Raw genomic sequence first — 18,895 nt, forward strand, 5'->3', positions numbered from 1 at the left:
GCATTTACTGCGCGTGACTGTGAAGGTACTGAACAGTTACGATGGATAAATAAAATGGAAAAAACAGACAATTCTTATATAGCGATTGACCTGGAGACAACAGGGTTAAATCCCAAAACCGAGCGGATCATCGAGATTGGCGCGGCTCGGGTGGAAGATAGAACCGTGGTGCAGACGTATTCGACGTTTGTCAACCCGGAGCGGGAACTGGATGCGCGCATCCGGGAGCTGACGGGAATCTGTGACGATGATTTGAAGGATGCGCCGGTGCTGGATACAGTTTTGCCGGAACTTCTGGCATTCTGCGGGGAGCTGCCGCTTCTGGGGCATCATGTTATCTTTGATTTCAGCTTTCTCAAGCGGGCGGCGGTCAACCGGAAGTATACATTTGAGCATGCGGGGCTTGATACCTTGAAAATCTGCCGCCATTTTATGCCAGAGGAGGAAAAAAAGAATCTGGCAGCCGCGTGCCGGTATTTTACGGTGGATCCGGGCGAGAGCCATCGGGCGCTTTCGGATGCGCTGGCGGCGCACCATCTGTATCAGGAGCTTAAAAACAGGTATTTTCTGGAAGTGCCGGAGGTGTTTGCACCGCAGCCTTTGATTTACAAGGTAAAACGCGAACAGCCCGCGTCAAAAAAGCAAAAAGAAGTCTTGCGGGAATTACTAAAATATCATAGAATAAATTTATCTGCGCAGATTGATTCGCTTTCGAAAAATGAGATTTCGAGACTTACGGATCAGATTATCGCGCAGCATGGCAGAATGCAGAAGAGGTGAGAGATATGTTTAAATTTTCAAATCAGAAAACACGCCAGATCGTATCAGCGGTTGTTATTATAATCGTAGTAGTAGCGATGGTAGCGGGAACCATTTTGGCAGGTCTTATGATGTAAAGGTTCGGTAGATGATGAAAAAAAGAAATTGGATGGCAGGCGTATGCGGTGCGGCAGTGATGGGACTGCTTATAGCCGGTACGGGCACCGCGTCAGCGGGGACGATTCCCACGGGCTTTCAGGTCGGTGGGTTTGATCTTTCCGGGATGACACGGGAAGAGGCGGATCAGACGATTGAGAAATCGATCGGGGAGATGGAAAATCAGACCATTTCGATCCGGGTAGAAGGTCATGAGGTTCAGACGACGGCGGCGGAGCTGGGATTTTCCTGGGTCAACCAGAACGAGATTGATGAGGAAGTGGAGAAACTTTCCGGCGGAAATCTTCTGCGCCGGTATCTGAATCAGAAGGAATTAGAGCAGTCCGGCGTGGATCTGCAGATTGAGACAGCGGTCGATGAAGCGAAGGTTGCCGAGTTTGTGCAGACCCGGTGCGCGGAATTTACGACAGCGCCGCAGGACGCTGTGATCACGCATGAAAATGGAGTCTTTCAGGTCAGCCAGTCTTCGGCGGGACAGGAAGTGGACATAGATGCGACGACAAAAGCACTGAATGAGGCGCTCGCGGGCGGTCTTTCGGAACCGGTTTCGGTGGATGCAACAGTCAAAAATGCAGAGCCGACCCGCACGACAGAGGCATTATCTACGATTCAGGATGCACTTGGAACATTCAGTACCGGATTCAACCCGGGAAATGTGTCGCGTTCCAAGAATCTGCGGAACGGTGCGGCGAAGATCAACGGCACGGTTCTGATGCCGGGAGAAGAATTTTCGGCTTATACATGGCTGACCCCATTTACGGTGGAAAATGGCTATGCATCGGCAGGTTCCTATGCGAACGGTCAGGTAGTCGATACGGTCGGCGGTGGCGCCTGCCAGATCTGCACGACGCTCTACAATGCAGCGCTTCTGGCGGAGATGGATATCACCCAGCGCCAGAATCATTCGATGATTGTTACTTACGTTCCGGCATCGCAGGATTCGGCGATCGCGGGTACTTATAAGGATCTGAAATTTAAAAATCCATACGATACCCCGATCTATATGGAAGGGGCAGTGAACGGCGGGACTATTTCATTTACGATATATGGAAAAGAGACACGGCCGGCAAACCGGACGATCAAATACGTTTCGGAGACACTGTCGAAGAAGGATCCGGGCGAGCCGATCACAAAGGTGGACGCATCTTTGAAGCCGGGTGCGAGGGTGAAGGAACAGTCGGCGCACTATGGGCTGCAGTCACGGCTCTGGAAATACGTCTACGTGGACGGCGTGGAGACGGAGAAAACCTTGCTGCAGACGGATACCTATATGGCATCGAAGGCAATCTACCGTGTAGGTCCGGCCGTTGCAGCTGCGGCACCGGCGGTTCCGGCTGGACCGCAGCCTGAGACACCGCAGCCTGAGACGCCACAGCCGGAAAATCCGGTTCCGGCACCGACGGAAGCACCGGCAGCACAGGAGCCGACCCCGGCACAGCCGCAGGGACCAGCCGGTCCGGCGCAGGAAGCAGCGCCGCCGATGGAGTGATAGCTTATATCGGATCATATATAGTGATGGTATGAGAGCAGAGATTTGTGGTAACATGGCGTGGTAAACGCAGAAAATTACTGTACTTGAATGTGAAGCTGGGAAAGGAATCAGAATGAACATAAAAGATGAAATTTTCGAGGCATACGGGGAGATGAAAGCCGAGCAGGATCTTCTGGCGGTCGGTTACACCGCGCTTCTTGGTACCTCGATGGCGGCAAAAAGCGGCGAGGCGGCGCTTTTGAACCGATTTTCTGCACGGTATGTGAGAGAATGCCAGAATCTCTATGAGAAATGGAATCCGTCTCCGCTTCTGGAGGCATTTGCTGCACATAAAGAGCGGAAAGTGCTGACCCGTCTCGGCGCATCTGCGTGGTATCCGGCGGGCGGGGGCGGCGTCATGGCAGCGCTGTGGCATTTTTTTGATGGATTCGGACTCGGATTTGAGATGGATCTTAGGAAACTTCCGATCCGCCAGGAGACGGTGGAGGTCTGCGAGGTATTTGACCTCAATCCATACCGTTTACAGTCCCAGGGCTGCATTCTGCTGACGGCGTCTAGCGGTCCGAAACTGCTAAAGAATCTGGAGAGAGAGGGCATTCCGGCGGCGCTCATCGGTCGGACGCGCACAGCGATCGGACGCGAGATTTACAGCGGCGAAGTACATAGCTTTCTTGACCGGCCAAAACCGGATGAGATAGATAAAATGAAAGACTTACCAAAATCCCATTAACAGGAGGTAGTAAAGTGAGAGAGAGAATTTTAGCGGTCATTGAAAAAAACAGCCGCATCAGCGTCAAAGAGCTGGCGGATTTACTCGGGGAGAATGAAGCTGCGGTCGCGGCGGAGATCGCCGAAATGGAAAATGAACATATCATCTGCGGTTACCATACCCTGATTAACTGGGATAATACAGATGAGGAGAAGGTCATTGCACTGATCGAAGTAAAGGTAACGCCGCAGCGCGAGATGGGCTTTGACAAGATTGCCGAGAGAATCTATCAGTACAGCGAGGTGACTTCGGTATACCTGATGTCCGGCGGCTATGATTTTACCGTTATGATCGAGGCGAAAACCATGCGTGCAGTTGCACAGTTCGTGGCAGAAAAGCTTTCCACGATCGATTCTGTGCTGAGTACCGCGACCCATTTTATTCTTAAAAAATACAAAGACCATGGTACCGTTCTCTGCGACGGTCCTCAGGATGAAAGGATGTTGATTGTTCCGTGAGAAACCCATTATCAGATACGATTGTAAATATTCCGCCGTCCGGAATCCGGAAGTTTTTTGACGTTGTCAGCGAGATGAAGGGCGCGATCTCCCTGGGCGTGGGCGAACCGGATTTTGATACACCGTGGCATATCCGCGAGGAGGGCATTTATTCGCTGGAAAAAGGACGTACCTTCTATACGTCGAACTCTGGTTTAAAGGAACTGCGCCAGGAGATCTGCCATTATCTGAAACGTCGTCAGCGCCTTGAGTATGATCCGAATACAGAAGTGATGGTAACGGTCGGCGGCAGCGAGGCGATTGATATCGCCCTGCGCGCGATGCTCAATCCGGGCGATGAGGTTCTGATTCCGCAGCCGAGTTACGTTTCCTATGTGCCGTGTACGGTGCTGGCGGGCGGTACGCCGGTCATTATCGAGCTGGAGGAGAAGGATGAGTTCCGTTTGACGCCGGAGAAGCTGCTGGAGAAAATCACACCGAAAACAAAGGTGCTGATTCTTCCATTCCCGAACAATCCAACGGGCGCGATCATGAACCGCACCGATCTGGAGGCGATCGCGAAGGTGATTGAGGAGAAGGATCTGTTTGTGCTGAGTGATGAAATTTATTCCGAGCTGACCTACAGTGGCAAGCACGTTTCCATCGCGGAGATTTCCGGGATGCGTGACCGCACGGTGTTGATCAACGGATTTTCCAAGGCATATGCGATGACCGGGTGGCGTCTCGGCTATGCGGCGGCTCCAGCGCTTATCTTAAAACAGATGCTGAAAATCCATCAGTTTGCGATTATGTGTGCGCCGACCACCAGCCAGTATGCAGCGGTTGACGCCCTGCGGAATGGCGATGAGGACATTGCCCGCATGAAGAAAGCCTACGATGAGCGCCGCCGCTATCTTTTGAGAGAGTTCCGGGGGCTCGGCATGGACTGTTTCGAGCCGTATGGAGCATTTTATATGTTCCCGTGCATCAAACGGTTTGGCATGACCTCGGATGAATTCGCAAACCGCCTGTTACAGGAAGAGAAGCTGGCGCTTGTGCCGGGCACCGCGTTTGGAGACTGCGGCGAGGGCTATCTGCGTGTTTCCTATGCGTATTCGCTGGAGGATCTGCAGAAGGCGATCGAGCGCATCAAGCGGTTTGTGGCACGGCTGGATGGAGAGAAGAAATGTTAAATATTGTACTCTATGAACCGGAGATGCCGATGAATACAGGAAATATAGGACGAAGCTGCGTGGCAACGAACACGCGGCTTCATCTGATCGAGCCTCTCGGTTTTAAATTGAATGATAAAATGGTAAAAAGAGCGGGTCTTGATTACTGGCCACATCTGGACGTGACAGTTTACAGCGATTTTAAAGATTTTCTGGAGAAGAATCCGGGCGCGCGCCCGTATATGGCGACCACGAAGACGACGCAGGTGTATACGGACGTTCACTACGATCCGGACTGCTATATCATGTTCGGACCGGAAAGCCGCGGCATCCCTGAAGAACTCCTGATCGAAGACCCGGAGCGCTGCGTCCGCATCCCGATGTGGGGTGAGACGCGTTCTCTGAATCTGTCAAACTCGGTGGCGATCATTCTGTATGAGGCGCTGCGGCAGAATGGGTTTGAGAAGATGAATACGGAGGGGCATCTGCATCACCTCCAGTGGAAATAAGGTGGATTCTGTCCCACACGTGCGTCATCAACGTCTCAGATGAAACAGGAATTAGTGGCACCAAGTCCCACAGGCACTGATATTTCCGTCGCATTCGGCGTCGGAGTCAGTGCCATTTTTATTGTTGTCCGGCAGGTGGACGCCGCAGGATGGTCCGTTATTTCCGCTCCGGTCAAAGTGAAGCATTCCGTTTAAGAAGTCTTCGATGCGGTCTTTAGGAGCGCCTTTGGCGCCGCCGAGAACCTGAATGCTGGTTTCGCGCAGGGCGATCATCATCGGGATCGGAAGGGCGTCGCAGAGGAGAACGGCAGTATTTTCTTTTTTCAGAAACTCGACCAGCGCGCCGGGATCGTTTGCATAGGTCTGTTTCACGGTTTTGGTGGAAATAATCTCATCGTCAACTACATCAAAAATTAAAAATTCTTTCACCTGAGCCAGGTGGGAGCAGATTTCTCCGTTTTCATAAGGGACTGCAATTTTCATGAGTGACCTCCTTTTTTAGAGATAGTATAGCGCTTAGAATTGAAAAATCAATATAAATGTATATGTTATTTATGAAAAAATATATAATAGACATATATGTAGGTGGCTTGTATGGATGAAGTAAATATTGAGAAGAATGAAAAGAAGGATGCGTTACTGATAGCAATCGAAGAAGGAAGAACGATTGTAAAAGATCCAAATGCACCGAGATATTCCAGTATGGAAGACTTAAAAGCGGCATTGGAAGTATAATATCTTTGATAGAAAAAGAGAGCCAGCAGAATGCACTTCTGTTGACTCTTTTTTACAATTATGATTTGAAGCAGCAAGTCCCTTAATCCGACTTAACTTCTTTCCACAAACTATTATAAAGCTCGTCCGCCTCATCCCCAAGATACCGGTAAACCTCGCAGTTTTTCAGCTGCTTCGCATCTGGGAAGACGGCTTTGTTGTTCTGGATTTCTTCGTCCAGCATTTCCTTGGCTGCCTTGTTTGGCGTCGCGTAGGTAATGTACTCAAAGTTTTTGACTGCGACATCCGGGCGGCAGAGAAAATTGATCCATTTTTCTGCGTTTTCCTTATTTTTCGCATTTTTCGGAACTACCCAGGAATCGAGCCAGACGTTGGTTCCCTCTTCCGGGATTACATATTCCAGGGAGAATGGGAGGTTCTGTGCGGCTACCTCATCCTGGATGTACATGATCTCGCCGGAGTAGATGACGCCGATGGCTGCCTCGCCGCCGATCATCTTGTCACGTACCTGATCGATGACGTAAGCCTGTATGAGCGGTTTTTGGTCAATCAGATCCTGCTTTGCCTGCTGGAGTTCGGTTTCGTCGGTCGAGTTGGCAGAGAAGCCGTCTTTTTTGAGCGCTACCATGAAGGCATCGCGGACGCTGTCCTGCATCAGGATCTCGCCTTTATAAGCCGGATTCCAGAGATCGGACCATTTGGTCGGAACCGGAAGTCCTTTTTCTTCGATGAGCTTCGTATTATAAAGAATACCGACGGTTCCCCAGGTGTATGGCACGGAATATTTGTTTTCCGGGTCGAACTGCTTGGACATTTCCATGTACTGCGGGTCAATGTTTTTGACATTTGGAATGTTGTCAAAGTTGAGTTCGGCAAGCAGGTCATTTTCCTTCATTTTCTGAATCATGTAGTCGGATGGGCAGACTACATCGTAGTTGACGCCGCCGGCTTCGATGACCGGATACATTTCTTCCAGTGTCTCAAATACGTCGTAGGTAACCTTGATTCCGGTTTCCTGTTCAAATTCCTCAATCAGGTTCGGATCAATATATTCGCCTGCATTGTAGACGTACAGTTCGTTTGAATGAGTCGTGGTGTAGCGGCTGTAGGTGCTGACACCAACGACAAGCAGAATCAGCGTGCAGGCAAGTCCCAGAACGCCGTTCTTGATCTGGTTGTTGCGTTTGCGGCGCTTGATGGTCTCTGTGTCAATCATAGTCGCATTGCCGGTGGATTTTTTCTCCGGGGCAAAGTTGGTGATCACCAGGAGCACCAGGACTGCCACGAAAATCAGCGTGGACAGGGCGTACATCGTCGGCTGGATGCCTCGGCGCACTTGGCTGTAGATCAGGGTGGATAAGGTATCCATACCGGCACCTCTTGTAAAGTGCGTAATGATAAAATCATCGAGGGACATCGTAAATGCCATCAAAAAGCCGGAGAGGATACCCGGGACGATGTCCGGAAATACGACCTTGAAGAAGGCATACAGCGGGCTGGCGCCGAGATCCAGAGCGGCTTCGTAGGTGTACCGGTTCGTCTGCTTGAGTTTCGGCATGACACTTAATATCACATATGGAATGTTAAATGTGATGTGCGCGATCAGCACGGTTTTAAATCCGAGAGAGATACCGAACGCGATAAATGCCAGCATCAGGGAGATACCGGTTACGATGTCGGAGTTCAGCATCGGGATGTTGTTGATTCCCATGACGATGGTGCGCGGAATCCGTTTCATGCTGTTGATGCCGATGGCGGCGATCGTGCCGATGACGGTCGCGATCAGAGCCGACGCAAACGCGATGAGCAGCGTATTGTTTAAGGCATTCATGATGGCGGAATCCTGGAACATCTGCGTATACCAGCGGGTGGTAAAACCGCCCCAGACGGTTCTCGATTTTGTGTTGTTAAAGGACAAAACGATCATGGTCACGATCGGGATGTATAAAAAGAGCAGGATGAGCGCCAGGTAAAAGTCCTGGAAAAACTGTTTTAAGCGGTTATGTTTCATCAGAACGCATTGCCCTCCCCTTCTTTATCGTATTTGGCGATGAGCGCCATACTCAGTAAAATGAAAATCATCAGAACCAGCGAGAGACCGGAACCTAAGTGCCAGTTGCTTCCCTTGGTGAACTCCTGCTCGATGACATTTCCGATAAGCAGGATCTTGCTGCCGCCTAAGAGACTGGAGATAACGAAGGTCGTCAGCGCCGGGACAAATACCATGGTAATGCCGCTGATGATGCCCGGGATGCTGAGCGGAATCCAGATGTGAATGAGTGTCTGGAAATTGTTTGCCCCCAGGTCTTTGGCGGCGTTGATGGTATTATCGTCGATTTTTGCCAGCACATTATAAATTGGTAGAATCATGAAAGGCAGGAAGTTGTATACCATACCCAGAATGATCGCCCACGGTGTATTGATGATGGCGATATTTGGCAGATGGAGAAAGGAAAGAATGCCATTGATGACGCCATTTTTCTCCAGAAGCGTCTGCCACGCGAGGGTGCGGAGCAGGAAATTCATCCACATCGGAAGGATGAAGACGAATACCATAAAGCTTCCTGCCCCAATGCCGCGGCGGCGCAGTACCAATGCCAGCGGATAGGACAAGAGGAGGCAGATGGCAGTTGCGGCCAAGGACAGTCCCAGAGATAAAAGCAGTGCTTTTAAATGTTCCGGGGTTGCGATGGAACAGACATTTGCCAGTGTAAATGTCCCGCTTTTGGTCGTCAGACCGTAGTATACGATCAGCAGGAGCGGGATGATGGTAAAACCGATCATCCAGAGAATATAAGGACCGGCGAAGAGCCGTTTCACGTTTGATTTCATGCTAAGTCCGACTCCTTTCTATTCATTGACGCCCACAGCTTCCTCGTCCTCTGACGCCGGCTTGTTCATGATCTGGATGTCAAACGGATCTACATGGATGCCGACCTTCTCGCCGACCGGGAACATATCCGTGCTGTGAACCAGCCACTCATAGCCGTCCGGGGTGGTGACCTCCATCTCATAGTGGACGCCTTTGAAAATCAGGTGGGTGACAACGCCCTGCAGCGTGCCTTCCTCTGGTTTTACGAGGTCAATGTCCTCCGGGCGGATGACAACGTCAACCGGCTGATTATTTCCAAAGCCTTTATCAACGCAGGCAAATTTCGCGCCGAAGATTTCAACCAGCTCGTCGTGGATCATCAGACCGTCCACGATGTTGCTCTCGCCGATGAAGTCGGCAACGAATGCGTTTTCCGGCTCGTTGTAGATCTGTTCCGGGGAACCCATCTGCTGGATATAACCCTGGTTCATGACAACGATGGTATCGGACATCGTCAATGCCTCTTCCTGATCGTGGGTAACATAGATAAAAGTGATGCCAAGCTCATTTTTCAGACGGATCAGCTCGTACTGCATGTCCTGGCGCAGTTTTAAATCTAGGGCACCGAGCGGCTCATCGAGAAGCAGAACCTTCGGCTCGTTGACAATCGCGCGCGCAATGGCGATACGCTGCTGCTGACCGCCGCTTAGAGAGTCAATGCTGCGGTGCTCAAAGCCGTTTAAGTTTACAAGCTTTAAAGCGTACTTAATTTTATCATCAATATATGCTTTTGATTTGTTTTTAATTTTTAGTCCAAATGCGATATTATCTGCGATGCTCATATGCGGAAACAGTGCATATTTCTGGAATACGGTGTTTAGCTGGCGCTTGTTTGGCGGAAGTTTGGTAATATCTTCGCCGCCGAAAATTACTTTTCCTGTATTTGGAGATTCAAATCCGCCGATGATGCGGAGCGTGGTTGTCTTGCCGCAGCCGCTGGGGCCTAAGAGCGTTACAAAGGAATTTTCCTTTACTGAAAGGCTCAAGTCATCCAGGACCAGGGTGTCGTCAAAGCGTTTCGAGATATGCTGTAAATCGATTAATGGCTGGCTCATGCGTTTCCTCCGTAAATAGTAAAATAATGTGTAGTATTAGAAACTTGGCGGCGAGCTGACCCAGAGGATCGTCGCGCCGGAGCGGCTTTCAAGGTAATGCGTCTTGTCGCTCGTATAGTAAAAAGATTCGCCCTTTTTGGCTTTGTACGTCCGGTTCCCCAGATGAATCAGGATGCTGCCGGAAAGAACGTAGCCAAATTCCTCACCCTCATGCGGGCTGTCCGGATAGGTGGAGCCGCCGGCACCGAGTGTCAGGCGGATCGGTTCCATCGTGTTCTTCTGGGCGTTCGGGATGATCCACTGAATCTCATTTTTCAGTTCCGGATCTTCCTTGATAAAATAGTCGTTTTTTTCAAATACAATCTGCTCTTCCGGAGCCTCGTTGAAAAACTCCCCTATGGTTGTGCCGAGACACTGGAGAATATCCATCAAAGTAGCGATGGACGGGGAGGTCAGATCGCGCTCTACCTGGGAGATAAATCCCTTCGAAAGCTCTGCGCGGTCAGCCAGCTCTTCCTGCGTCAGACCCTTTAAAATTCGCAGTTCCTTTAATTTTCCTCCTATACTCAACAGAGGGAACCTCCTTTCCTGGTTTCATAGGAAATTGCGTCCTATAAAACAAAAAACGCTCCGCGAGGATGCGCCAGGGCACATTCTTTTTTATAAAAACCGGGTGGGAAAACCATCCGTCCGGCGTTTTTTAGAAACATGCAAAAGTAAGATGAAAGTTTAGAAATTCTAAAATGAATGTAAAATTAATCTTTTTGTTTAGAAATAATAAACTTGCTTCCGAGTATCTATTATACAGAATGTGGGGAAGGTGTCAAGGAAAAAAACGGGAAAATCCGGGGGTTCTCAAATTGTGTGAAAAAAGGGTGCAAAAATGGCGGTATGATGATAAAATAGGGGCAGATAATTTGATAGAAACCGTTATAACGGTTCTGGGGGCTCAAAGGAGGAACATTTCATGCAGGATAAGTATATGGCGTATGTGGGTTCTTACTCATACAACGGTCAGGCAAAGGGAATTACCGTGTATGATGTGGATGTAAAAAAGGGAAAGTTTATCTACCGGTGCGAGGTGGAGGTGGACAACTCTTCCTATTTAACTGTTTCACATGACGGGCGGATGCTCTATTCCATCGCGGACGAGGGCGTTGTGGCGTTCCGGATTCTGGAAAATGGCGCACTCAGCCGTGTGAACAGCGCAAATATCAAGGCGATGCGCGGCTGTCATATTGCGACCGATGCGGAGGACAAGTTTATCTTCGTATCCGGCTATCATGACGGCAAGGAGACGGTGGTCCGCCTGAAACCGGACGGTTCTATCGGGGAAGTGACCGACGGCGTTTACCACAAGGGACTTGGAAGCGTGGCAGAGCGCACGTTCCGTCCGCATGTGAGCTGTGCGGAGCGCACACCGGATGGCAGATTCCTGCTGGTAGCCGATCTGGGAATTGACCAGGTCAAGATTTACAGGTTTGATGGCGAGAAGGGAACCCTTTCATTGGTGGACGCGATCCGCTGTGATTTGGAATCTGGTCCGAGACATTTCATGTTCAGCAAGGATGGAAAATTCTTGTATTTGATGTATGAAATCAAAAATGTGATTGATGTATACACGTATGAAACGGGCGATCGTGTGCCGAAGATCGAGAAGATCCAGACGATCCCATCGACCGCACCGGAGCGCACCAGCCAGCTGACTGCAGCGTGCACGATCCGGATGTCCGAGGACGAGACACATCTGTTCTGCAGCAATGCGGGCGATAATTCAGTCAGTGTCTACGAGCGCGATGCACAGACGGGGCTTTTGAAGCTGCTCTGCTGTCTTCCGATCAGTGGAGATTACCCGAAAGATATCGCGATTTTCCCGGATGGAAACCATCTGGCGTCGATCAACCACGGTAGTAACAGCATTTCTTTCTTCCAGGTGGAATATAAGGAGAAACTGCTGGTGATGAGCGGTCGCAGTATTTCGGTGAATGAGCCAAACTGCTGTGTGATTACAAAGGTACCTACGAGAGGAAAGAAAGCAGACTAAATGGCAGAAGGAGTTAATAGCGAGAATGGCAGGATCAACATACGGAAAAATACTGACAATGACAACGTGGGGCGAATCCCACGGCGCAGGCGTGGGCGTGGTCGTAGATGGCTGTCCGGCGGGGCTTGCGCTTTATGAGGAAGACGTTCAGCGTTATCTGGACCGCCGCAAACCGGGGCAGAGCCGTTTTACGACGAAGCGCAGCGAGAGCGATACGGTGGAGATCCTGTCAGGCGTTTTTGAAGGGCGGACGACGGGCACGCCGATCTCGATGCTGGTGCGGAACCAGGATCAGCATTCGAAGGATTACAGTGAGATCGCCAGTTATTACCGTCCCGGACATGCGGATTATACCTTCGATGAAAAATACGGTTTCCGGGATTACCGGGGCGGCGGACGTTCTTCGGGACGCGAGACGATCGGACGCGTGGCAGCAGGCGCTATCGCGGCAAAGTTGCTGGAATCCTTGAACATTCAGGTAAAAGCATACACGAAAGCGATCGGACCGGTGGAAGTGGCGCCGGATCGGTTTGATCTGGCGGAATGTGAAAAGAATAAGCTGTATATGCCGGATGCTGCCGCAGCCGCAGAGGCAGAGCAGTATCTGGAAAGGAAGATGGCGGAGAAAGATTCTGCTGGCGGTATCGTGGAATGCGTGATTGCCGGTCTTCCGGCAGGGCTTGGTGAACCGGTTTTTGATAAATTTAATGCGAACCTGGCAAAGGCAATCTGCTCGATCGGTGCTGTTAAAGGCTTCGAGATCGGAGAGGGTTTCCATGCGGCGCAGATGGCAGGAAGCGAGAACAACGACGCATTTGTCATGGATTCGGATGGAAGCATCGGCAAGGCGACGAACCATGCAGGTGGCATTTTAGGCGGTATGACGGATGGAAGCGAAGTTGTGTTCCGTGCGGCATTTAAACCGACCCCGTCGATTGCCGCAGAGCAGAGAACCGTCAATAAGAGCGGCGAGGAGATCGGCATCAGCATCAAGGGACGCCATGATCCGATCATTGTGCCGAGAGCGGTTGTCGTGGTTGAGACGATGGCGGCATTTGCGGCGGCGGATATGCTGCTGGGCGGCATGACGGCGAGGCTGGATCGGATTCAGGAGTTTTACCGGAAGTAAGGGAATGTAAATAAAAATTTTGGAAAAGCTGCGGCGGGCTCAGCCTGTTTGGTCCGCGGCTTTTTCTGGCATTAAATCAGGAGGCAGCAGGATGAGTGCAACAGGAATTTCAAAAGAAATAGAGACAGCAGGACAGTTAGAGGAGCTGCGCCAGGAGGTACGGATTGCCGCAGAGGAACTTCTCAGTGCGGCAAACATGAAGCCGGGACAGATTTTGGTGGTCGGATGCTCGTCCAGCGAGATTGCATCGCATAAGATCGGTTCCTATTCCAGCGCCGAGATCGGAAAATCGGTGTTTGAGGAGCTGTATGCAGTCACCAAGTCGCAGGGGCTTTATCTGGCGGCACAGTGCTGTGAACATCTGAACCGGGCGCTGATTGTGGAAGAAGAAGCGGCGGAAAAATATGGTCTGGAGATGGTAAACGTCGTGCCGCAGCTAAAAGCAGGCGGTTCCTTTGCAACGGCAGCCTATGCGGGATTTGAACATCCGACAGCCGTAGAGCGGATTCAGGCACACGCGGGCATCGATATCGGAGACACTTTCATCGGTATGCACCTGCGCCCGGTTGCAGTTCCGGTGCGGACCTCGATCCGTGCGATCGGCGGCGCCCATGTGACGTGTGCGAGAACGAGGCTGAAATATATTGGCGGAGAGCGGGCGCATTATCTGGATGCGAAATAAAGAAAATGAGGAGTAAAAAAAAACGTGGAAATCAGGAAAAATGATGAATTTGAACTGACAATCGAAGATATGAGCGAGGACGGAGCCGGGATCGGAAAGCAGGACGGCTATATCTGGTTTGTAAAAGATGCCGTGATCGGGGATCGGATCCGGGCGCGGGCGATGAAAATGAAGAAAAATTACGGCTTTGCCCGTCTGATGGAGGTGCTGGAAGCATCCAAAGACCGCGTGATGCCGGAATGCCCGGTCGCAAGACAGTGCGGCGGCTGCCAGCTTCAGATGATGAGTTATGAGGCGCAGCTTCATTTTAAGGAGCGCAAGGTCTACAATAACCTGCGCCGGATCGGCGGGATGGAGAACCTGCGGCTGCCGGAGCGGGCGGATAGTGTGATTGTGGATAAAACCATCGTGATGGAGCCGATCCTGGGGATGGAGCACCCGTGGCGCTACCGCAACAAGGCACAGTTTCCGTTTGGACGCGATAAGGATGGAAGAATCATTGCCGGATTTTACGCGGGACGCACCCACCATATTGTGGAAGCGGAAGACTGCCTGCTGGGTGTCGAAGAAAATGCGGTAATTCTGGATATTATCAAGAAAATCATGGAAGAATACCAGATTGCGCCATATGACGAGGAGACGCACAAGGGTCTGATTCGCCATGCATTGATTCGGAAGGGATTTTCAAACGGCGAGCTGATGGTCTGTCTCGTCATCAATGGAAAGAAGCTGCCGCATGCGGATATTTTTGTGGAACGCTTAAAAGAAGTCCCTGGCATGACCAGTATTTCCTACAACATCAATCAGGAAAAAACAAACGTGATTCTTGGTGCGGAGCTTGTAAACTTATACGGACCAGGCTATATCACAGATAAAATCGGAAATGTATCGTACCAGATTTCGCCGCTTTCTTTCTATCAGGTCAATCCGGTGCAGACGGAAAAACTCTATGGAACGGCGCTGGAATACGCGGGGCTGACCGGTGGGGAGACTGTATGGGATCTGTACTGCGGAATCGGAACCATTTCCCTGTTTCTGGCGCAGAAAGCGAAGAAAGTGTACGGTGTAGAGATCGTCCCTCCGGCGATCGAGGATGCCCGCCGGAACGCGGCATTAAATGGCATGGAAAATGTCGAGTTTTTCGTCGGAAAAGCTGAAGAGGTACTTCCAAGGGAGTATGAAAAAAATCAGGTCTATGCCGATGTCATCGTCGTCGATCCGCCGCGCAAAGGCTGTGACAGCGTCTGCCTCGACACGATCGTCCGGATGCAGCCAAAGCGGGTAGTCTATGTCAGCTGCGATTCCGCCACATTGGCGCGCGATGTGAAGTATCTGAATGAAAGAGGATACGCGGTGGAGCGCGTGAGATGCTGTGATATGTTCGGGATGAGCGGGCATGTGGAGACGGTAGCTCTTTTGTCCCAACATTGAGACAAGAGTACTTGTCTCGATGAACGCGGCAGTCGGCAAATCGAGATGCAAGCATCTCGGCTTGCCTCGTTGCTCGCGCAAAAACCAGATGACACGATAGAGATCGATTTAGACCTGAACGAGCTGGATGCAACCAGTGCAGAGCCGAAAGCGACCTATCAGGAAATCAAAGATTATGTGCTGAAAGAATTTGGCTTGAAGGTTTCAAATTTATATATTTCTCAAATCAAAAGGAAATGTGGAATCGAAGTAGGAGAGAACTATAATCTGCCAAGTAGGACGAAAAATCCTGTTTGTTCAGCTTTTGTGTTTATAAGGGGTCAAAGAAGAAGCAAATTACAATTCTATAGCAAGTGATCTTTTCTAAGTTTTGGAAGGCTGGTTTTTCCGTCATAGCTAGTTAAGATTGAGTATATCTATCATAACACGAACATATATTTGATTAAAGAAAATGCGGATATTTTTAAAGTGATTGTGTCAATTTACAATCAATTTCTATTCAATGTGGTTTTCCGGTAGGTTCTGTAAAATAAGCTCAGATCAAAACAATGACGGGAGGAGCTTATGCAACAGAATATTGAATTTGAACGGTGCATTGATTTTCTGGTACGGATGATTGATAAGTACGGCGATGAAGTCCTCCGAGAGTTGGAGGAAGAAAAACAGAATAAGGAAGAAAAAGAAGCGGCAGTTTCCTGAAATACAAAATGTAAATCAGACTGTCGCTTTTTTGTGAAATTATTCGGCTGCGTTATCTTTTACTTCTGCAAGCATATAAGGATTGAATTTACTTTTACGCTTAAATATAATATAATTTAAGCACAAAAGCAAATATCAAGGATAAGGAGGACAACTATGTCAATATCAGATATTTTGGAATCGCTAATTGAAAAAGACAATGGATATTTGATTACATCGAAGGCCGTTGAATCAGGTGTATCAAAGCCATCTGTCTCAAAATACGTCAGAGAGCATGATATGGAAAAAGTGGCACATGGCATTTATATTTTAGATAATGTGTGGCCAGATGAGTTGTTTGTACTCCAGCAACGAAATAAGAATATTATTTATTCGGGCGAGACCGCCCTTTATTTGCATGGTCTTATCGACAGAGAATACAGTCATATTTGTTTCACTGTTCCTACCGGATATAATGCAACACATATCAAAAAGAAAAACAAAAAAGTTCGTTACGCAAACCCAGAGATTCTTGATATGGGGACCTGTGAAATCCCGTCAAGCAGCGGTAATTTGGTTAAAGTGTATGACAAGGAAAGATGTATTTGTGATTTGATTAAAGATCGAAAGAAATATGAAATTCAGTTATATCAGACAGCAATCAAGGAATATATGTCCTCGAAGGAAAAGAATCTTTCAAGATTGATTGAGTATGCGGTTAAACTTGGAGTAAGGGATGAAGTGATGATGTATGTGGAGGTAATGATATGATTCATACAGCGGAACAAGTTTTGAAGAAATATCCTCTAAGAGATAGTGAAATATCTATTGTCTTAGAGGATTTTTGTTGAAGAATTTTAATATTCAAGAGTTTGTTTTTTCCTCTTTGACATTAAGCTATGGTTTAAGCCGTAGCTGGCTTTATGTTAGTAATTTTGGAGTAGGATTCGTGAGAGTTCTACCCTGTTGTTGATTTTGACAGTGATGTAAGAGAACGACGGATATGCAGTGAAACCATAATACAATAAAAAGAATATTTGCTGATTTCTCATGAACGTGATACACTTATAGATAAGCTGTATCGGCTGTCGATCACGACCGTTTCGGCGGTGTGAAAATGAGAAATTCCGGCACCGGAGGCTTTCAGAGTCACGATCATGCGACCGTGCGAAAGTTCCGATGCCTTTTTATTTCAAAGGAAAGTGCGCCCTGATGAAAGCGGCAGAGAATATTTTGAGCGGTATTTGAGAAAGGAAACAGGAGATGGATGACAAAAAAATAGCCGTACTGATCGATGCGGAAAATGTGTCCGGCAAGTATATCAAGCTGATTTTAGATGAGGTCAGCAATTATGGAAGTGCGACATACAAGCGCCTTTACGGCGATTTTCAGACGCCGAGCGTGCGGGCGTGGATGAAGAACCTGCGCGACTATGCGATCACGCCGGTTTTCCAGTACAATTATACGCAGGGGAAAAATGCCTCCGATTCGGCGCTGATCATCGATGCGATGGATATTTTATATTCGGGCAATGTGGATGGCTTCTGTATCGTCACCTCGGACAGTGATTTTACGAAGCTGGTGCTGCGCCTGCGTGAGTCAGGCATGACGGTGATCGGCATGGGAGAGCGCAAGACGCCGAATGCATTTGTTTCGGCGTGTGAGACATTTAAATTCCTGGATATTTTATTAAACGATGAAAATCCGTCGCAGAATCCGTCCCTGCCGCAGACGCGCAAGGAGAGTGATGTGGATGGTTCCAGAAAAGAAGCAGAGAAAGAAAGCGATCCGAATGCAGTCAGCAATATTCCGAACATGCAGGAGATGGAGAAAGAGATCATCTCAATCATCAACACGCATGCGGACGACGATGGCTGGGTGGATTTATCGGAGCTGGGAGACAATCTTCCAAAGCGTGTGCCGGGATTTGACCCGCGAAATTATAAATGCACGAAGTTAAAGCAGTTTATCGAGCGGTTTGATTCCGTTGAGGTTCGGTCAGCGCGCAATCCGCACAATAAGATTCTGTCGATCATCTATGTGCGCGTGAAGCAGAAAGAAGAAAAGCCGGTACTTTCCAAGGTACGGCGCGGCGGAAAACGGAAGAAGGATGCGGACGCGGAAGAAGAGTAAGCATATACGGTTCGTATGAGAATAAAAAGTTGCAGAAGCGGCGGTGATTCGTATGAGGCTGGAAGAATGCAGCAGTGGTTGTAGTGTTGTGTCAGCTGTTACAAAGACAGACTGTAAATTGAAAAGTGAAGGATAGCAGATAGGAGAGACAGGAATATGACAAAGGAAGAGCTTGCATTAGAGGTAATTGACCGCCTGAAAAAAGAATATCCGGATGCGGGTTGTACGCTGGACTACAATCAGGCGTGGAAGCTGCTGGTCAGTGTCCGTCTGGCGGCGCAGTGTACCGATGCGCGTGTCAATGTGGTAGTTAAGGGATTGTTTGAGAAATATCCAAATGTGGCGGCATTGGCGGATGCCCCGGTGGAAGACATCGAGGCGATTGTGAAGCCGTGCGGTCTGGGACACAGCAAGGCGCGGGACATCAGCGCCTGTATGAAGATGCTGCGCGACGAGTACGGCGGGCATGTGCCGGATGATTTTAACGCTCTGTTAAAGCTTCCGGGAGTCGGCAGAAAGAGCGCCAACCTCATTATGGGGGATGTGTTTGGAAAACCGGCGATTGTCACGGATACGCACTGCATCCGCCTGGTAAACCGGATAGGGCTGGTGGAAGGAATCAAGGACCCGAAGCGCGTGGAAATGGCACTCTGGAAGCTGATTCCACCGGAGGAAGGCAGCGATTTCTGCCACCGCCTGGTGTATCACGGGCGTGAAGTCTGTACGGCGCGGACGAAGCCGTACTGTGACAAGTGCTGTCTGCAGGATATCTGCGCGAAGGCAGACGTGGAGTAGAAAGTCTGAAAAAGTCATGGAAACAG

20 protein-coding genes are annotated in these 18,895 nt (G+C 49.5%); 15 read left to right on the forward strand and 5 right to left on the reverse strand.

What is annotated here, in order from left to right:
• Window positions 1-54: 54 nt before the first annotated feature.
• The 6 genes from DW720_RS12270 (at window position 55) to trmL (ending at window position 5,315) form a co-directional block, all read left to right on the forward strand.
• Complete coding sequence (locus tag DW720_RS12270; protein ID WP_118749703.1) at window positions 55-780, forward strand: 3'-5' exonuclease; 726 nt, start codon at window positions 55-57, stop codon at window positions 778-780.
• Between the two features lie 127 nt (window positions 781-907).
• The gene (locus DW720_RS12275; protein ID WP_243017806.1) at window positions 908-2,425 is read left to right on the forward strand and encodes a VanW family protein; all 1,518 of its coding nucleotides are present in this window, start codon (window positions 908-910) and stop codon (window positions 2,423-2,425) included.
• Between the two features lie 115 nt (window positions 2,426-2,540).
• Window positions 2,541-3,158 (forward strand): AIR synthase-related protein, encoded by a 618-nt coding sequence (locus DW720_RS12280; RefSeq protein WP_243015256.1) that lies wholly within the window; start codon window positions 2,541-2,543, stop codon window positions 3,156-3,158.
• A gap of 14 nt (window positions 3,159-3,172) precedes the next feature.
• Window positions 3,173-3,655 carry an Lrp/AsnC family transcriptional regulator gene (locus tag DW720_RS12285; protein WP_022358850.1) on the forward strand — a complete coding sequence of 161 codons (483 nt, stop codon included), beginning with the start codon at window positions 3,173-3,175 and terminating at the stop codon, window positions 3,653-3,655.
• Window positions 3,652-4,827, forward strand: coding sequence for an aminotransferase class I/II-fold pyridoxal phosphate-dependent enzyme (locus tag DW720_RS12290; protein WP_118492791.1), 1,176 nt, complete (start codon window positions 3,652-3,654; stop codon window positions 4,825-4,827). The genes DW720_RS12285 and DW720_RS12290 overlap by 4 nt, the downstream gene beginning before the upstream one ends.
• Entirely contained in the window at window positions 4,821-5,315 is a 495-nt protein-coding gene (gene trmL / locus DW720_RS12295) for a tRNA (uridine(34)/cytosine(34)/5-carboxymethylaminomethyluridine(34)-2'-O)-methyltransferase TrmL (protein WP_022358848.1), read from the forward strand. The genes DW720_RS12290 and trmL overlap by 7 nt, the downstream gene beginning before the upstream one ends.
• A 51-nt stretch (window positions 5,316-5,366) precedes the next feature.
• Here trmL and DW720_RS12300 read toward each other — a convergent pair whose 3' ends face one another.
• The gene (locus tag DW720_RS12300; protein WP_117796726.1) at window positions 5,367-5,798 is read right to left on the reverse strand and encodes a NifB/NifX family molybdenum-iron cluster-binding protein; all 432 of its coding nucleotides are present in this window, start codon (window positions 5,796-5,798) and stop codon (window positions 5,367-5,369) included.
• Between the two features lie 111 nt (window positions 5,799-5,909).
• On the opposite strand from DW720_RS12300, the gene DW720_RS15760 reads away from it, so the two are divergent.
• Window positions 5,910-6,050 carry a hypothetical protein gene (locus DW720_RS15760; protein ID WP_181986255.1) on the forward strand — a complete coding sequence of 47 codons (141 nt, stop codon included), beginning with the start codon at window positions 5,910-5,912 and terminating at the stop codon, window positions 6,048-6,050.
• Window positions 6,051-6,132: 82 nt separating this feature from the next.
• Here the strand turns inward: DW720_RS15760 and DW720_RS12310 are convergent, their stop codons facing one another.
• The 4 genes from DW720_RS12310 to DW720_RS12325 are packed head-to-tail and all read right to left on the reverse strand — an operon-like array spanning window position 6,133 to window position 10,547.
• On the reverse strand, window positions 6,133-8,061 hold the full coding sequence (locus tag DW720_RS12310; protein ID WP_118749704.1) for an extracellular solute-binding protein: 1,929 nt from the start codon (window positions 8,059-8,061) through the stop codon (window positions 6,133-6,135).
• Complete coding sequence (locus DW720_RS12315; RefSeq protein ID WP_118523644.1) at window positions 8,061-8,882, reverse strand: ABC transporter permease; 822 nt, start codon at window positions 8,880-8,882, stop codon at window positions 8,061-8,063. The genes DW720_RS12310 and DW720_RS12315 overlap by 1 nt, the downstream gene beginning before the upstream one ends.
• Before the next feature lie 18 nt (window positions 8,883-8,900).
• A complete protein-coding gene (potA, locus tag DW720_RS12320; RefSeq protein WP_118523643.1) occupies window positions 8,901-9,977 on the reverse strand; it encodes a spermidine/putrescine ABC transporter ATP-binding protein in 1,077 nt (358 codons plus the stop codon).
• Between the two features lie 36 nt (window positions 9,978-10,013).
• Window positions 10,014-10,547 (reverse strand): helix-turn-helix domain-containing protein, encoded by a 534-nt coding sequence (locus DW720_RS12325; RefSeq protein ID WP_022358843.1) that lies wholly within the window; start codon window positions 10,545-10,547, stop codon window positions 10,014-10,016.
• Between the two features lie 397 nt (window positions 10,548-10,944).
• Here DW720_RS12325 and DW720_RS12330 point away from each other — a divergent pair, with 397 nt between their 5' ends.
• The 8 genes from DW720_RS12330 (at window position 10,945) to nth (ending at window position 18,869) form a co-directional block, all read left to right on the forward strand.
• The gene (locus DW720_RS12330) at window positions 10,945-12,021 is read left to right on the forward strand and encodes a lactonase family protein (RefSeq protein ID WP_107001837.1); all 1,077 of its coding nucleotides are present in this window, start codon (window positions 10,945-10,947) and stop codon (window positions 12,019-12,021) included.
• A 25-nt stretch (window positions 12,022-12,046) separates the two neighbouring features.
• Entirely contained in the window at window positions 12,047-13,150 is a 1,104-nt protein-coding gene (gene aroC / locus DW720_RS12335; protein WP_118749705.1) for a chorismate synthase, read from the forward strand.
• Window positions 13,151-13,241: 91 nt separating this feature from the next.
• Complete coding sequence (locus DW720_RS12340) at window positions 13,242-13,832, forward strand: TIGR01440 family protein (RefSeq protein WP_118749706.1); 591 nt, start codon at window positions 13,242-13,244, stop codon at window positions 13,830-13,832.
• 24 nt (window positions 13,833-13,856) lie between these two features.
• Complete coding sequence (gene rlmD / locus DW720_RS12345; RefSeq protein ID WP_347474771.1) at window positions 13,857-15,263, forward strand: 23S rRNA (uracil(1939)-C(5))-methyltransferase RlmD; 1,407 nt, start codon at window positions 13,857-13,859, stop codon at window positions 15,261-15,263.
• Between the two features lie 564 nt (window positions 15,264-15,827).
• On the forward strand, window positions 15,828-15,962 hold the full coding sequence (locus tag DW720_RS16160) for a hypothetical protein (protein ID WP_255646893.1): 135 nt from the start codon (window positions 15,828-15,830) through the stop codon (window positions 15,960-15,962).
• Window positions 15,963-16,118: 156 nt separating this feature from the next.
• A complete protein-coding gene (locus DW720_RS12355; RefSeq protein WP_118469317.1) occupies window positions 16,119-16,712 on the forward strand; it encodes a type IV toxin-antitoxin system AbiEi family antitoxin domain-containing protein in 594 nt (197 codons plus the stop codon).
• 492 nt (window positions 16,713-17,204) lie between these two features.
• Window positions 17,205-18,074: an NYN domain-containing protein gene (locus DW720_RS12360; protein ID WP_118492804.1), complete on the forward strand. Its 870-nt coding sequence runs from the start codon at window positions 17,205-17,207 to the stop codon at window positions 18,072-18,074.
• Window positions 18,075-18,230: 156 nt separating this feature from the next.
• The gene (gene nth, locus DW720_RS12365) at window positions 18,231-18,869 is read left to right on the forward strand and encodes an endonuclease III (RefSeq protein WP_118492805.1); all 639 of its coding nucleotides are present in this window, start codon (window positions 18,231-18,233) and stop codon (window positions 18,867-18,869) included.
• The last annotated feature ends 26 nt before the right edge of the window (window positions 18,870-18,895 follow it).

The sequence above is a fragment of the Clostridium sp. AM27-28 genome (assembly GCF_003480955.1).
GTDB classification, from domain to species: Bacteria; Bacillota; Clostridia; order Lachnospirales; family Lachnospiraceae; genus Otoolea; species Otoolea fessa.

Excerpts from the sequence above, each read along its gene's own strand:
- DW720_RS12270 (WP_118749703.1), top strand. The coding sequence starts at position 55 with ATGGAAAAAACAGACAATTCTTATATAGCGATTGACCTGGAGACAACA.
- DW720_RS12275 (WP_243017806.1), top strand. The coding sequence starts at position 908 with ATGATGAAAAAAAGAAATTGGATGGCAGGCGTATGCGGTGCGGCAGTG.
- DW720_RS12280 (WP_243015256.1), top strand. The coding sequence starts at position 2,541 with ATGAACATAAAAGATGAAATTTTCGAGGCATACGGGGAGATGAAAGCC.
- trmL (WP_022358848.1), top strand. The coding sequence starts at position 4,821 with ATGTTAAATATTGTACTCTATGAACCGGAGATGCCGATGAATACAGGA.
- DW720_RS12300 (WP_117796726.1), bottom strand. The coding sequence starts at position 5,798 with ATGAAAATTGCAGTCCCTTATGAAAACGGAGAAATCTGCTCCCACCTG.
- DW720_RS15760 (WP_181986255.1), top strand. The coding sequence starts at position 5,910 with ATGGATGAAGTAAATATTGAGAAGAATGAAAAGAAGGATGCGTTACTG.
- DW720_RS12310 (WP_118749704.1), bottom strand. The coding sequence starts at position 8,061 with ATGAAACATAACCGCTTAAAACAGTTTTTCCAGGACTTTTACCTGGCG.
- DW720_RS12315 (WP_118523644.1), bottom strand. The coding sequence starts at position 8,882 with ATGAAATCAAACGTGAAACGGCTCTTCGCCGGTCCTTATATTCTCTGG.
- potA (WP_118523643.1), bottom strand. The coding sequence starts at position 9,977 with ATGAGCCAGCCATTAATCGATTTACAGCATATCTCGAAACGCTTTGAC.
- DW720_RS12330 (WP_107001837.1), top strand. The coding sequence starts at position 10,945 with ATGCAGGATAAGTATATGGCGTATGTGGGTTCTTACTCATACAACGGT.
- aroC (WP_118749705.1), top strand. The coding sequence starts at position 12,047 with ATGGCAGGATCAACATACGGAAAAATACTGACAATGACAACGTGGGGC.
- DW720_RS12340 (WP_118749706.1), top strand. The coding sequence starts at position 13,242 with ATGAGTGCAACAGGAATTTCAAAAGAAATAGAGACAGCAGGACAGTTA.
- DW720_RS16160 (WP_255646893.1), top strand. The coding sequence starts at position 15,828 with ATGCAACAGAATATTGAATTTGAACGGTGCATTGATTTTCTGGTACGG.
- DW720_RS12355 (WP_118469317.1), top strand. The coding sequence starts at position 16,119 with ATGTCAATATCAGATATTTTGGAATCGCTAATTGAAAAAGACAATGGA.
- DW720_RS12360 (WP_118492804.1), top strand. The coding sequence starts at position 17,205 with ATGGATGACAAAAAAATAGCCGTACTGATCGATGCGGAAAATGTGTCC.
- nth (WP_118492805.1), top strand. The coding sequence starts at position 18,231 with ATGACAAAGGAAGAGCTTGCATTAGAGGTAATTGACCGCCTGAAAAAA.